This window comes from Pseudoalteromonas sp. SG41-1 (assembly GCF_014164575.1).
GTDB classification, from domain to species: domain Bacteria; phylum Pseudomonadota; class Gammaproteobacteria; order Enterobacterales; family Alteromonadaceae; genus Pseudoalteromonas; species Pseudoalteromonas rhizosphaerae.
Genome location: NZ_JACJFL010000012.1, coordinates 86,510 through 101,204 on the forward strand (window position 1 = coordinate 86,510; position 14,695 = coordinate 101,204).

Annotated in this window: 11 protein-coding genes; 3 read left to right on the forward strand and 8 right to left on the reverse strand. The window is 41.2% G+C overall.

The features are described from left to right. Positions 1 to 434 precede the first annotated feature (434 nt). Both H5203_RS09710 and H5203_RS09715 read right to left on the reverse strand, forming a co-directional pair. Positions 435 to 2,459, reverse strand: coding sequence for a S9 family peptidase (locus tag H5203_RS09710; protein WP_182819656.1), 2,025 nt, complete (start codon positions 2,457 to 2,459; stop codon positions 435 to 437). A 99-nt stretch (positions 2,460 to 2,558) separates the two neighbouring features. Further along, positions 2,559 to 3,278, reverse strand: coding sequence for a 4'-phosphopantetheinyl transferase (locus tag H5203_RS09715; RefSeq protein WP_145238847.1), 720 nt, complete (start codon positions 3,276 to 3,278; stop codon positions 2,559 to 2,561). Positions 3,279 to 3,523: 245 nt separating this feature from the next. On the opposite strand from H5203_RS09715, the gene H5203_RS23190 reads away from it, so the two are divergent. Both H5203_RS23190 and H5203_RS09730 read left to right on the forward strand, forming a co-directional pair. Next, on the forward strand, positions 3,524 to 3,655 hold the full coding sequence (locus H5203_RS23190; protein ID WP_222428961.1) for a MerR family transcriptional regulator: 132 nt from the start codon (positions 3,524 to 3,526) through the stop codon (positions 3,653 to 3,655). 409 nt (positions 3,656 to 4,064) lie between these two features. Then, positions 4,065 to 5,045: a WD40 repeat domain-containing protein gene (locus H5203_RS09730; RefSeq protein ID WP_182819657.1), complete on the forward strand. Its 981-nt coding sequence runs from the start codon at positions 4,065 to 4,067 to the stop codon at positions 5,043 to 5,045. Positions 5,046 to 5,119: 74 nt separating this feature from the next. Here the strand turns inward: H5203_RS09730 and H5203_RS09735 are convergent, their stop codons facing one another. From H5203_RS09735 to H5203_RS09755, 5 genes are read right to left on the reverse strand one after another with little or no spacing between them, the layout of a single operon-like run. Next, a complete protein-coding gene (locus H5203_RS09735) occupies positions 5,120 to 5,977 on the reverse strand; it encodes an aminotransferase class IV (RefSeq protein WP_145238837.1) in 858 nt (285 codons plus the stop codon). Then, complete coding sequence (locus H5203_RS09740) at positions 5,977 to 6,843, reverse strand: glutamate cyclase domain-containing protein (protein WP_182717338.1); 867 nt, start codon at positions 6,841 to 6,843, stop codon at positions 5,977 to 5,979. The genes H5203_RS09735 and H5203_RS09740 overlap by 1 nt, the downstream gene beginning before the upstream one ends. After that, entirely contained in the window at positions 6,828 to 7,559 is a 732-nt protein-coding gene (locus tag H5203_RS09745; RefSeq protein ID WP_182767388.1) for a 5-oxoprolinase subunit PxpA, read from the reverse strand. The genes H5203_RS09740 and H5203_RS09745 overlap by 16 nt, the downstream gene beginning before the upstream one ends. Before the next feature lie 12 nt (positions 7,560 to 7,571). After that, positions 7,572 to 8,369: a putative hydro-lyase gene (locus H5203_RS09750; RefSeq protein ID WP_149980357.1), complete on the reverse strand. Its 798-nt coding sequence runs from the start codon at positions 8,367 to 8,369 to the stop codon at positions 7,572 to 7,574. A gap of 17 nt (positions 8,370 to 8,386) precedes the next feature. Continuing rightward, entirely contained in the window at positions 8,387 to 10,204 is a 1,818-nt protein-coding gene (locus H5203_RS09755; RefSeq protein WP_182735469.1) for a glycoside hydrolase family 3 protein, read from the reverse strand. Positions 10,205 to 10,578: 374 nt separating this feature from the next. Here H5203_RS09755 and H5203_RS09760 point away from each other — a divergent pair, with 374 nt between their 5' ends. Then, positions 10,579 to 13,443, forward strand: a complete 2,865-nt coding sequence (locus H5203_RS09760; RefSeq protein WP_182819658.1) for an FAD-binding and (Fe-S)-binding domain-containing protein — start codon at positions 10,579 to 10,581, stop codon at positions 13,441 to 13,443. 13 nt (positions 13,444 to 13,456) lie between these two features. Here H5203_RS09760 and H5203_RS09765 read toward each other — a convergent pair whose 3' ends face one another. Beyond that, positions 13,457 to 14,533 (reverse strand): DUF5009 domain-containing protein, encoded by a 1,077-nt coding sequence (locus tag H5203_RS09765; protein WP_182819659.1) that lies wholly within the window; start codon positions 14,531 to 14,533, stop codon positions 13,457 to 13,459. Positions 14,534 to 14,695 lie beyond the last annotated feature (162 nt).

The following is a 14,695-nucleotide window of genomic DNA, read 5'->3' on the forward strand; positions in this document are numbered from 1 at the left end:
TTTTTGGCGGTATTTTTTATCAATTTAGCGATTTAATCAGCTTTTAGCTCTTTGGAAAGGGGGGATTTTGATAAAAATGGCCGTTATTAGCCATTAATCAGAAAATATAAACCGATTTTTTACCAACTCTAACCGACTACAAACCACTTTTTTACCAACTTAAACGCCATAAACAGTGACTCAAATCGATTTTTTACTAACTCAATGACCAAAAAGTGTCATAAACCGAAATTTTACTAACTCGATTTTTTACAAAGTCCGATATTTGTGTAAACTTTAGAATATGTGAATGAGCACTCACTTTTTGTAAAGGGGGTTTACAGGGGATTTGACTAGTGACAAATTAGCGAGAGTAAAAGTTGCTAAGGACCAAGCTACGGTTTCTAGCTTCACACTTGCAACTTGTTAACTTTACTCTCGCCGCTAACTAATTTCTATTTACTATGTTTATCAAACCACCATTGAATATAAGCGACTTTAGCCATCAAGTTTGACGGCCGTTTTGTTATGCCATGTGATGCATCAGGAATACGTACCATTGCTGTATCAACTCCTTGTAGCTTTAATGCTTGATAAAATTGCTCGGTCTCAGAAATAGGAGTGCGGTAATCCGCTTCACCAGTGAGTAGCATGGTTGGTGTTTTAACATTACCAACATAGCTAATTGGCGAGCGCTTCATATAATGCTCAATATGATCCCATGGCTTACCTGGGAACCAGTAATCGGCAAAGAATGGGTAGAAGTCAGCAGTTAGTACAAAGCTGATCCAATTGATCACCGGCTTGGCAACAACAGCGGCGGCAAATCTGTCGGTATGGCCTACAATCCACGCCGTAAGTACACCGCCACCTGAGCCACCGGTTACAAACAGTTTTGACTGATCAATAAAACCTTTGCCAATAAGCGCATCAACGCCAGTCATTAAGTCATCAAAATCGTTACTAGGATAATTGTGATGAATAGTTTGCGCGAACTGCTTCCCGTATGAATCACTACCACGCGGGTTCATATATAAAACCACATTACCTTTAGCGGCAAATAATTGTATTTCAGCGCTAAAGTGTGGACCGTAGTTAGCGACAGGGCCTCCGTGTATTTCTAAAATAAGGGGATATTTTTTACTACTATCAAACCCAGGAGGGTAGGCGACCCAACCTTGAATTGGTAAGTCGTCATAACTTGATTTCAGCCAAATTTCTTCTACTTTTGCCAGCTGTTTATTACCAAGCGCGTCGTCATTTAATTTTGTTAAACGTTGTGTTTTACCATTTTTAACTATTGCTATATCAGCAGGGCGTTGGGTATCAGCAAGCGTGATTGCCACATCACCATCGTCGCTTATATCAAAGTCACCACCAGAATAAGGGCGACCGAAGGAAACACTCCCTATTTTTTGTGTGATCACTTTTCGTTTGCCGCTACGTGGTTGATAAGCGAGTGCGGTTTGGCCTTCACTGGCGTAACTAAAATAAAGCCCTTTAGAGTTATCAGCCCATTTAATTTGCTCGACACTGCGGTCAAAATCAGCGGTTAAACTTGTGGTATCACCCGATTTTAAATCGCGAATGTATAGCTGGGTATTTTCATAATTGGTACGTTTATCATCATAACCGGTATAGGCAAGATAACGCCCATCTGGTGATATTTGCGGTTGCTGATCAGGACCTTCTCGGTCGGTAAGCGCTGTTATTTGTAGATCATTTAATGTCAGCTGATATATTTCAGAATTTGTTGGTTTGAGTTTAAAGTCAGCATGGCGATTAGCCGAAAAATAAAGGCTGTTACCATCTTCAGAAAAGCTAACTGGCCCGCCATGATCAAAGTCGCCAGAGGTTAACTGACGGGCATTACCGCCATTGGCTTCAATAGTAAAAAAATGACGAAAACCAGGCTTGGTATAACCGCCGCCATCGGCACGATAATATACGTCATCAATAAATTTAGCAGGCTCTGCCCAGCTGGCACCTTCAGGCTTGCCTGGTAAGTTAATAGGAGAACTAACTTTACTCGGTACAAATTGGCTAAACAGTAATTGCCGACCATTAGGTGACCACTGCAAACTTGCAGGGCTTTGAGTAAGATTACTAATTTTTGCAACAGCGCCTGTTTTTAGCCATTTTACATAAATTTGGCTACTGCCATCACGAGTTGAAATAAACGCTAAACGTGATTGGTCTGGCGACAAGACAGGGGAGTAATCCATATGTACACCCGATGTAAGCGGTTGTAATTGCTTTGAACTACTGTCGACAGACCAAATATTACTAACTTTACTATCTGATTTAATGTCCATCCGATTACGAACAAAGTAGACGGTTTTACCGTCGTTAGTCATTTCAATTTGATTGGCATATTCAAGGTCGAATACATTTTCTAGTTGAAAAGTTTGCAGGTTATCATTGGCTAATACTGAAAAACACAGCGAGGTTAGGAGGGCTGCGGGGGCAATCAATTTCATTTTAATTCCTTGTTATTAATTATCGCACCTAACCGTTATAGAATAACAAAACCCAAAGGTACACCATCATGCGATGAATACCTGATTGATTATTAGTGGCTACTTGCCGACATTAATATTTTTGAGTGGTTGAGCTGCGATAGTAAATTCACACTCGGTGAGTACTACACTTTTATTACATTGATAGAAAACGGTTACGTAAGTGTCTTGAGGCACTTGCTCTGCGAGCGTTTTAGTAATTTTAAACTGCAATTGTTGCTGATTAAAAGCAATTAGCTGTGCAGCTTCAAAACCAAAAAATTGCTTTACGCTTGGATATAGTGCTTTAAAAATACTTTCTTTTGCTGAAAAAATGACGGTTAATGGATGTGAAAGCTGCCCAGCCAATCGCCTAAACAGTGGATATTCATCAGGATGCAAAATTTGCTTTTGTAGCTCTAGCTCTTGTTTGGCACTCATTAGTTGCTCTATATCAATACCAATTCCAGCGATATCAGTGTGCTGACATGCTATAGCCATTGCGATCCCTTGCGTATGGGTAATGCTACCAATAATGTTTTTAGGCCATATGGGCGCGCGATCGGGGCCTGAGATAATATCAAAACAGGGGATATTGAGGGCGGTTAACACCTGTTTTGCGCAAAAACGGCCGGCGAGGTATTCAGCTCTTCGTTTAACAACAGCCTTTTGTAGTTGTTGCGGTAACACAATCTGATAATTTAAAAAGTCACTGTCAATAAAACTACTACTGTCAAACTCACAACAATAACTATTATGACTAAGTTGTGGGCTCAGTTTAGTATAAAGAGAAAAATCCATAACATTTTGCTGTTTTGTTTAGTGTCATTAGTAAGACTTTGATAATACGCTAATAACTTCATAAATAAAGTAAAGGCTATGACTATTTAAGCTGAGCTTTGGTTAAGAGATTTACTAACATATTTATTTTAGCATTAATATTATTTTACTCCCCAGCCGGAAATTTTCAGGGATAACAAAGCGATTGAGCTTGGCGCTACTGATAAGGGCGCAGCCGGTCTACGTGAAATGGTAAGCGTTCAGGCGTGTCAATTAAAGCAATTAGGCATTATGAAAGTATAGGTCTACTGACAAACATAGAACGTCAAGGTTGTTACCGTATTTATGATAACGCTGATGTGGAATTTGTTTCGCTTATAAACGTGCACAATTATTAGGGTTAAGTTTAACTCAATTAAAACAGCTAAAAGTCACTAGACATGACTTAGATTGGCCTGCGTTAATGGCTTTGCCTTTCAATATCAACCTAATAAAAGCATTCCTGAAAAACTTCTTAAAGTACTTACCGCAGAAGTTGTACTAACGCTTGATACCCCCGTTTATTATCGTTATTTTCAAGGAGACTGTGTGACAAAGCAGTTGAAGCACACAATTTTAGGCTTGTGTGGCATTAAAGTGCTAAAAATAACGCATATTGGTCCAATCATCAGTTCAACGACAAAGTAGCGGGCTAAGTGCTTAAAACAGATGGCTAAAATGGCGATGAAATGAGAGTATAGACTTTACTTTATAGCTTGTAAGATCTTTAAGTACCGTTTAATAACAATAATATAAGTGAGAATACGTGTGCGCTTTTGTATTTTAACACTCGTTTTAATAGGGATTTTATCGGCACTGGTTGGTTGCTCAGGAGAGCCAGTTTTTGAAGCTCCATCAACATCACAATTTCGCCATACGCAAGAAATTGTTGAGTCAGCGGCGTTATCTAATGATGGCCAGCTAAGTGTTGTCTCAGAGCAAGGTAAGGTATGTGTATGGGATAATAAGATAAGCAAAACCTTGTTTAGTTGCATTTCCGGTGATGATGCAAAACATATTGAACTGCTTGGCTTTAGTGATGATAAAACTAAGTTTTATATTTCTAACCGCATGTCAGTACATTTATTTTCAGTTGTAAATGGTCAACTACTGGGTAGTTGGTCAACAGGGAAAAACATTGCTCGTGATATTGCAATATCAGCAAACGGTCAGTTAATAGTGGTAGGCTATCGTAGCGGTGAAGCTGATGTGATCAACTCTCTAACGAAGCAAAATACGCTATTTCAAGTTCATCGCCTTGATATTAATTCTGTAGCACTATCTGCCGATGGACAAACAGCATTAAGCGGTTCAAGCGATAAGTTTAGTTATTTATGGTCAACGAAAGATGGCACTATTTTAAAAGAGTTCAAATTAGCGACTCGTGTTAATCATGTCAGTATAAACGAAAATGCAAGTTTAGGTTTTGCGATAGATTCTGTTGATGATCGTATATTTCTTGATTTAAACACCGGTATTAAAAAAGCTGAGCTAAATATATTTACTAATTTTATAGAGTTTAACCACTCGCGGTTTGTAAATGATGATAAATGGTTTTTAACCGGCTCACCGAAAAGCACGATACAATTATGGCGTGTAAAAGATGGTACATTATTGGCTGAGTATAAAGCGACACAACTGCGCATTCGTGGCTCAGTTTTAGCTGTAGCGTATGATAAAGAAAATAAAACAATTGTCAGCGAAAGCAGTGATGGAGTACTAGAAGTTTGGCCGTATCAGCCTAAGTAAGCGACAATTTAATTGGATTTTAAAAGCCGTGTTTACTTAACAAACCCGGCTTTTATAATTACCGCTTAGCGCTATTAATAATCAAACTTATGTTCAGTAAATAAGCTCTGTACTTGTTGCCATATTTTCCCTGGTTTGCCATCAGCGACCAGTTGACCGTTGAGTTTTACCACTGGGCCAACTTCTTTTGTGGCACTGGTGATCCACACTTCATCGGCTGCAAATAGTTCCTGCTTAGTAATAATACGTTCTTGAACTTTAAAGTCACTGTGGCTGTGTAATATCGTTAAAATTAACCAGCGAGTGATACCCGGTAAAATTTGGTTATCCAATGGGGGTGTGCTGATCACGCCATCTTTAACAATAAACACATTACTTGAGCTTGCTTCGGTAAGCTCATCTAAGCGATTGTATAAAATGGTTTCTTTATTGCCAGCCGCCGCACCATGCTGGTAATGAATCACGTTGCCGAGTAATGCGGTTGACTTGATGTGGCAACGCTGCCAGCGCTTATCTTGCTCAACGGATACAGTATAAGTCGTGGCGTTGTCGATATCACTAACGGGTTGTGCTGGAATTTCAAAGGCGTAGGCAAATACCGTTGGCGTAATACCACTAGGGTAGGCATGAGCACGCTTAGTATCAGCGCCACGGCTAACGTGCAAATAAATACCAAGGTTTTCGCCGTGATTTTTCTCACACAGCTGCTGGCAGATTTCACGCCATGTATCAGCTGTATAATCGAGTACAATTTCCAGTTCATTTAAACCATTTTTCATGCGTTCAATATGCGCTGCAAAGCCAAGCATGTTGCCATTATAGGCAGGGATCACTTCGTAAATACCATCGCCAAATAAAAAGCCTCTGTCCATTGGCGATATTTTTGCGTGCTCTGCGTTCATATAGTCGCCGTTTAAATACACCGTACTCATTATAAATCCTCATTCTGATTGGCAACATCGCTAAGCTGACGTAGTCTTGCGATGAGTTGTTGGCCATGCATAGCATGTAAGCCATCTTCGGTTAATTCGTTTTTGTGAGTAACGCCATCTACACTGCCACGTTCACTCAAATATTGCAGGATTGCTAAAGTATCGACTTCTGCGAGTAAGTCTTGGCTATGCCAGCGGCTTAAAAACGCAATAATGCCGTAAGCTGCCCAGTTTGATACATCCGCTAACAGCAGTTCATCGCAGCAAGTAAGGCACGGCATAATGCTCAGCTCAGTCATATATTGTGATAAATTGCCCATCCCTATTTCGTTACCGCCATCACCAATAGCTACAGTTGGGCAGGAGGCTTGGCTGACAAAAAAATCAAAACAACCACAATCAGCCGAAATATCAATACCACGCATATTGTAATATTTATTGCCGTGACACAGCCCGGGGCGCTCGATAGACAATACGCAATCTGGCTTTAATTCAGCCAGCGCAGCTTTGCTAAAAGCCATTGCATCAGTAAAATTATTCAGTGGCAATTCAAAACAGTTAAATTCATTTTTCAGTGCACTGTAAAGGGGGTTTCCACAGACTAAAATAGGATTTTTACCCAGCGTAATTAAAGCATTGTATAAAGCAATGGCGCCTACAGGGCCATCGGTTTCAAAGGTTTGCTTGACGGCAAAACCGGTACCAATGAGTACCGTACTTTTGGCATCAAATAACGACTTTGCAGCGCGCAGATAAGTACCTGTCTGTTGATAGGCATAGAGATTTTGCATACCACGTAGGTTTTGTTCTACCATCATGGTTTCGATTGCTTGACTTAATTGTTCATCACTTAACGAGTGTGGCATAACGCTTTGATCTCTTGAATAAGGGCAATGCCTGCAGCGTTATCGCCATGCACACATAAACTGTCGGCGTGTAAAGGCAGTTGTTTGCCCGATTGTGTGGTTACGCAGCCGGTGGCGAGTAACTGTTTAACTTGCGCTATTAGCGCAGGTTTATCATGCACACTACCAGCAATTTTCCGTGATACTAATTGACCGTCATCGGTATATTGGCGATCAGCAAATGCTTCTAAAATTAATTCAAGGTGATATTGTTGAGCAAGTTGTTGATGTTGCTCTGCTTTCGCAGTGGCGAGAAGCATTAGTTTTAAAGGGCTCGGGTAACTGGCAACAGCTTGCATCACAGTGGTCAAAATTGTTTTATCGGCCATCATATCGTTATATAACGCGCCATGTGGCTTCACATACTCTAAAGTGAGGCCTTGTACTTTTGCCATACCTTCAATTGCGGCTATTTGATAATGCAGGCAATTGCTTAGCTCTTGTGGTGTTAATGCCATGGAGCGACGACCAAAGCCCTGTTTATCAGGATAGCTGGGGTGCGCGCCTATAATGACGTTATGTTGTTTAGCAAGCATCAGGGTGCGTGCTAGAACATCACTATCACCGCCATGAAAACCACAAGCAATATTAGCCATATCAATATGCGGCATTACCTCTTCATCAAGGCCCATTTGCCATGCGCCAAAGCTTTCCCCTAAATCACAATTGAGCTTCATCATTATTTCCGTTTAAAAAGCCGAGATATGGGCGTTTTGAATGTCGGTGATCAGCATATGACCTGGGCTATGTGTAATGCAAAAATCAGGCGCAGCATTAGCGATGGCTACTTGCGGCGTGACACCACAGGCCCAAAATACCGGTACTTCACCGTCTTTAATGGTGACAGATTCACCAAAGTTAGGGCGATTAATATCTTTAATACCTATTGCAGCTGGATCCCCAAAGTGAACTGGCGCTCCATGCACATCTGGAAAGCGACTACATATTTGGATTGCCCGAATCGCATCTGCCGGCTTCATCGGTCGCATACTAACGACCATGTTAGCATGAAATATACCGGCGCTTTCGCAAGGAATATTAGTCATGTACATCGGTACATTTTTATTTTCCGTAATATTACGTATTTCTAGGCCCGCCAACTTTAACGACTCTTCAAATGAAAACGAGCAACCAATTAAAAAAGTGACCAAGTCATCGCGCCATTGCTCTTTGATATTCGTTACTTCTTCAATCAATTGGCCATTTTTAAAAATACGATAGCGAGGTATGTCAGTCCTAATATCTAAATCATGAGCAACATTTGGAATGCTGGTAGCTCCAGGCGTGCGGCTACTTGCTACAATTGGGCACGCTTTTTTGTTTGCTTGGCAAAATTGTAAAAAATCAAACGCATAGCGCTGGGGCAAAATCACTAAATTAGCCTGTACAAAGCCGGGAACAAAGCCCGATGTACTACCGGTATAATCTTCATTCCTGATCATATTACGAATAGCGTAAGGCGTAGTAAGTGATGCGTTATGTTGCATAGTATCCTCGTAAACTTTTAGTTGTTGTTAATGCCACTGACGGTAACAGGCAAAGTACCTTGCGCTGGCTTTTTACCAACTAGTACTTTTGCAAGAGCAGTAAAAGCTGGCCCTGCTACTTTAACATCATTATCTACATCTATGTTATACGCATAAGTTGCTAAAATTGCATCCGCATATTGGCCAAATGTGGCAATATCGTATGGTGCTCGTAAACTAACAAAAACGGTTTTCTTATCAGCTTGTTGCGCTTGCTGAAGCAGTTTTTCAAGTGCCGGACCTTGCGCCGATTTTGCAATTGCAAATGCAGGGTTATCAGCAAGGTCATCCATGCCGCCAATTTCTACCGCGCTTTGGTTTGGTGATGCATTGCCTGCAATGATGATATCCGCTTCATTGATTGCTTTTAACGTCGCAGTGGGCTCAAAGCCTTGTAAACTGGTGCAGCTAAATGCAAGTGGTTGCTGAGTATTTTCTGCAATTGCCTGTTGTAGCGCCAAACACTTGCGGGTATCAGGCATGATGATATGTACTTTACTATTTGCCGTCAGTTTAATCGGTAAAGTGTGCTGGTCATTTTTAACTTGGGTAATGGCGGCAAGAGCCAGCTCAGCTTCGACTTTGCGATGATTATCATCACCGAGAATAAGTTGTGCTTTTTGCATTGCTAACGATTCGTCAAGCTCTGTGGTCAGTTTAAATTTACTTTTTAAATTGATGATGCGTTGAGCAGAGATAGCGACTTCGTCGGCTTGTAAATTACCTTTTTCAACTTCGCTCACTAAGCGGCTGATCAGTTTATCTAATACGACTAAATCTTTTGGACTACGAATTTCAATTGGCATCAAAGCAATATCAACCCCGGCAGCAAAAGTATTTACAACGGCTTCAATTGGTTCGAAAAAGTGGCTAATACCAGCCATATCTAGCGCATCGGTGATCACTACACCTTGATAGCCCATTTCATCGCGTAATAATTCGCTGATGATTTTATGCGACATCGTCGCAGGTTTGATCATGGTTTTGCCATCTTTACTAACAAATGTGCTGCTATCCAGTGCTGGGTACTGAATATGCGCAGTCATGATCATGCCAGGGTTTTGCTTTTTAATAATAGTTTGAAACGGAGGTAAATCTTTTTCCCAGATAGTTTCTTTATCGTGCATTACTTTTGGCAAGCCGGTGTGGCTATCAACGTTTGTATCACCATGGCCTGGAAAGTGTTTCAGTGAGGTAATTACGCCATTACCTTCAAAGCCAGCAACTTGTGCGCCACCTAAAATACTCACAAGTGTTGGATCTTCACCGTATGAGCGCACATTAATAACCGGGTTATCAGGGTTCATGTTTACATCAACAGTTGGTGCATAGTTAACATTCACACCAATGGCTTTTAATTCATCAGCAATCACTTGTGCAGATTGTGTAGCAAACTTGGTGCCGTGAACCGCATAACTTGCGCCAATCGACATATTACCAGTAAATGAAGTGGCAATATCACGAGGAATACGTGCAACACGTCCGCCTTCTTGGTCAATTGAAATAAATAATGGTGCGCCTAAGCTCGACTTTGCAGCAGCTTGTTGCATAGCATTATTTAATTTAACGATTTGCGCAATATTATCGATATTTTCAGCAAATAAGATCACCCCACCAATATTATGTTTAGTGATCACCTTGGCTAAATCTGCAGGTAATTCAGTGACTGCATTACGGCATTTTTGCTCAGGTGTGTTCTCGCTGTCTTGCTCACAATAATAACGAAAATCGAGCATCAGCTTTTGGCCAAGCTGTTGCTCAAGGGTTAAATTGGTCGCTGCAAAGGTCGATTTCATTGGTAATAAACACCCTAGTCCAAAGAGAATTGATGATATGGCAAACTTATTTAACACAGTAGGCTCCAAAGCTGAATTGCTTATTTTATTTATGAATATTTTATTCCTGATGGTAATGCCATTTTGGATTAAAATACAACATATTTTTGTCACATTAACGGTTTTTTTGCAGAACTGCAAAAACCACCGACGAATCACATGCTTGCCTGATCATTACATAAATATTAAGAGTTAATAGTTATTTAGATGAAAAAAAATAATATTAGACGAGCTTTTATTAATGGTAATTCGCTCTTATTTCAAGTAATAATATATTCCATAATGCTTGGTGGGTCGCCAAGCGAGTAAATTAACAGAACGCAAAGGGGCAAATAATGGCAACAGCACTGACACTATTTCAACAACAACTCAGTGATAAGCTGCCTGCTTCGGCGTTTATTGAAGATTACCCTAGGCGCTATGCTTTTGGCACTGATGCCAGCTTTTATCGTTTAGTGCCGCAATTAATAGTACTGGTTGCTGATCAGCAACAAGCGCAACAGGTCATCAGTGCCGCTGCAACATATAAAGTTGCCATTACTTTTCGTGCCGCCGGTACTAGCCTATCAGGCCAAGCAATTACAGATTCTGTATTAGTGCTGCTTAGTGATTGCTGGTCTGGTTATCAAATTGAAGATAACGGCGCTGCCATTCGGTTAGAGCCAGCTATTATTGGTGCTCGTGCCAATGCCGTACTTGCGCCTTTTGGCCGTAAAATTGGCCCTGATCCCGCTTCAATCAATAGTTGTAAAATCGCTGGCATGGCAGCCAACAATTCATCAGGTATGTGCTGTGGCGTGGCACAAAATAGTTACCATACAGTAAAGGACATGACCTTAATCTTCGCTGACGGTACAGTGCTTGATACACGCAGTGAGCAAAGCCGTTCTAAATTTTTACATAGCCATCAACCGTTTATTAACGATATCACTGCGCTTGCCCAGCAGGTTACAAATAATCCTGAGTTGGCACAGCGTATCGCTCATAAATACCGCTTAAAAAATACCACGGGTTATGGTTTAAACGCGCTAATTGATTACACTGATCCGATTGAGATCATTAAGCATTTAATGATTGGCTCTGAAGGTACGCTGGGGTTTATTGCTGATATTACTTACCACACGGTGATTGATCATGCTCATAAAAGCTCAGCGTTTATTATTTTTGATGATATAAGCCAAGTCTGTGAATTAGTAAAGCAGCTAGCAACGCTTGATGTAGCGGCGGTTGAGTTATTGGATAAGCGCTCGCTCCAGTGCGTCGCGCATCATGACATCATGCCTAAAGATGTTCATAACTACCCAGCAGATAGTGCAGCATTATTAATCGAAGTACGTGCAGAAGACGCAACAAAATTAGTTAATTTACAACAACAAGTGGATCAGCTTGTCGCACATTTTAGCGCCCATCAATTAGCGATTATGGCGTTTTCAACAGATGCTAAGCGCAATGCATCATTATGGAATATTCGTAAAGGTACGTTCCCGGCAGTCGGTGCAGTGCGCGAAAATGGCACCACTGTGATCATTGAAGACGTGGCTTTTGAGCTGGATGTATTAGCTCAGGGTGTTAAAGCTCTGCATCAATTATTTGATAAATACAGTTACGATGAAGCGATTATTTTTGGCCATGCCTTAGCGGGTAATTTGCATTTTGTATTTACCCAAGCGTTCGATACACCAGCGCAAGTAGCGCGTTATGAGCAATTTATGCGGGACGTGTCGCAACTGGTGGCGGTTGAACTGAATGGCTCATTAAAAGCTGAGCATGGTACTGGGCGAAATATGGCGCCGTTTGTGGCAACTGAATGGGGCACTGATGGCTTTGCTGTGATGCAACGTATTAAACAATTGTTTGATAAAGACCACATTTTAAACCCAGGAGTGATCATCAATACCGATGAAAACTGCCATATTCAACATTTAAAAACCATGCCTAGCAGCGACGATATAATCGACAAATGTATTGAGTGTGGTTTTTGCGAAACCGTATGCCCATCAAAAGGACTCACCTTAACGCCGCGCCAACGTATTACGCTGTGGCGACGTCGCACTGAATTGGTTAATCAACTTAGTAACACCGGTGATATTAGCGAAAAACAGCACATTAATCGTCAGCTCAGCAGTATCGAAAAAGATTTTCAATATTTAGGTATTGATAGCTGTGCAGCAACCGGGCTGTGTGGCATGAAATGCCCCGTTGGTATTAACACCGGTGAATTTATAAAATCCCTGAGGGCAAAAAAGCAACTCAATGCAAAAGTGGCGCCGGGCATAGCCAGTTTTGCGGTCAAACATTTTGCGGTATTAGCAAATACAGCACGCTTTGGTTTAACCAGTATGGCGATGGTGCGAAACATCATTGGTGCACAGGCACTGCGTACTTTAACCAAACCTACTAATAAGCTGATTGGCACCCCACTTTATTATTCAGCGTGGCCAAGGGGGGAGCAGCCAATTAATCACAGCATAGTACACGCACAACAGCCTGATAAAGTGGTTTATCTTCCCAGTTGTGCCAGCAGGGTGTTTGCTGCCGATGAGCAAGCGGATGATCGCCGCTCAATTATGCAAGTTATGCATAGCCTCGCGACTAAAGCGGGAATTGAACTGTTACTGCCGATGCAAATTAATGAGCTATGTTGTGGCATGCCCTTTGCCAGTAAAGGTTTACCTGAACAGGCAAAAAGTAAAGCTGAGCAGTTACTCGATATCGCGCAGCAGGTGTCTGAAAATGGTCGTTACCCGATTATTTTTGACGCCAGTCCATGTGCATTAACAAGCAATGAAGCAGCGCAACAGCGCGGTTTAACAGTACTCGAAAGCGCTGAGTTTGCTTATCAATATTTATTGCCTAAGCTGACCATCACAGCCCAACCAGAGCCGGTTATGTTACATGTTACCTGTAGTAGCAAACGCCGTGGCAGTGAACAACAACTTGTTGCCGTAGCTAAAGCATGCAGTAACGAAGTGATTATTCCGGCTGATATTGAATGTTGTGGCTTTGCCGGCGATAAGGGCTTTAACTTGCCAGAGCTAAATGCTAATGCATTAAAAACGCTGCGTAACCAAGTGCCTCAAAATTGCAGTAGCGGTATTTCTAATAGCCGCAGTTGTGAAATTGGCTTAACTCAGCACAGTGGTATTAACTACCAATCTGTGCTGTATTTATTAGATAAAGTGAGTCAAGCAGCCTCTTGATGAGGCTTAGACATTATACTTTCCAAAAAATCCCGCGTTTATAGCACGCATACATCACTAGATAAGAGGCGAGTAAAAATAGCAACGAATAGCTAAAAGAGCCTAAATAATTACCAAATAGCGGTTGTAATACTTGATTAAATATAGCACCTTTTAAACTTGTATCAGCCACTGGGATCATAATTAAAATACGCGCTACGATGCCAGCAAACATAAAGAACAAAATAGCGTTAGCGCCAAACACTAAAAACGGCGCACTCCACAAGCGAACTTTACGAATATCGAGAATATAGCTACACAGTGCATAGCATAACATCGCTAGTCCTGAGCTGATTATTACATAGCTTGGTGTCCATAGTGCTTTGTTTATTGGTATTAAAAGTGAAAGTAAGCACCCGCAAACAATGCTTGTAATAGCCACTAGGGTAAATATTCTGACTTGTTTGCCAAGGTTTTTTTCAGTGCTTATATAGTATCTGCATAATATTCCTGATAATGCCGTTGCAATTGCAGGTAAGGTTGAGAGTATTCCTTCTGGATCAAATGCTAAAGGTTTTGCTGTGGCATAGTAAACATGATTTGCACCGAGCAGTAAATTATCAAGCCAAGCGCTGAGGTTATTACCATGCAGCCACAGCCCTTTAACGATTTCACCGTTAGGCAATGAATAGGGCGTATATATCATTAACGCGCCGTACCCGATGAGTAAGCTCACAAAGGTAAGCGCAATATACTTTGGTTTTATATAAAGGTAACAAGCTAAGGCAATCAGATAAACTAGACCGATGCGTTGTAAAACGCCCATGATCCTAATACCTGCTAAACGTTCATCTAGCCAGCTGAAATTAGGATCGCGAAAATTATAGTAGAACAGGGCTAAAAACCAACCTAATGCAACTAGCTTTACCGTACGCACTACACCAGATCTGAGTATACTTTGTTTAGTCACTCCTTTTGTCAGCATGGCATTAACCGATAGTGTGATCGACATCCCAACAATAAAAATAAAAAATGGGAAAATTAAATCAGTGGGTGTTAGGCCATGCCAATCAGCATGTTTAAGCGGCCAGTACAGAGATACCCAAACCACCTCAAGATCCGAGTTTCAGTTGGAATTAAAAGCGATGTAGGCAAGGCATTGATTGCAAGTAATAGTGGTTCTATTGTTAAAATCAATAACGCAGTATAAATCGCTTTTAAACCAACCCGTTGGGCGTTTCACAGGCACTTACTCTCATCGTTGTTACTTCTT

Excerpts from the sequence above, each read along its gene's own strand:
- H5203_RS09745 (WP_182767388.1), bottom strand. The coding sequence starts at position 7,559 with ATGAAGCTCAATTGTGATTTAGGGGAAAGCTTTGGCGCATGGCAAATG.
- H5203_RS09755 (WP_182735469.1), bottom strand. The coding sequence starts at position 10,204 with ATGAAATCGACCTTTGCAGCGACCAATTTAACCCTTGAGCAACAGCTT.
- H5203_RS09710 (WP_182819656.1), bottom strand. The coding sequence starts at position 2,459 with ATGAAATTGATTGCCCCCGCAGCCCTCCTAACCTCGCTGTGTTTTTCA.
- H5203_RS09715 (WP_145238847.1), bottom strand. The coding sequence starts at position 3,278 with ATGGATTTTTCTCTTTATACTAAACTGAGCCCACAACTTAGTCATAAT.
- H5203_RS09760 (WP_182819658.1), top strand. The coding sequence starts at position 10,579 with ATGGCAACAGCACTGACACTATTTCAACAACAACTCAGTGATAAGCTG.
- H5203_RS09750 (WP_149980357.1), bottom strand. The coding sequence starts at position 8,369 with ATGCAACATAACGCATCACTTACTACGCCTTACGCTATTCGTAATATG.
- H5203_RS09735 (WP_145238837.1), bottom strand. The coding sequence starts at position 5,977 with ATGAGTACGGTGTATTTAAACGGCGACTATATGAACGCAGAGCACGCA.
- H5203_RS09740 (WP_182717338.1), bottom strand. The coding sequence starts at position 6,843 with ATGCCACACTCGTTAAGTGATGAACAATTAAGTCAAGCAATCGAAACC.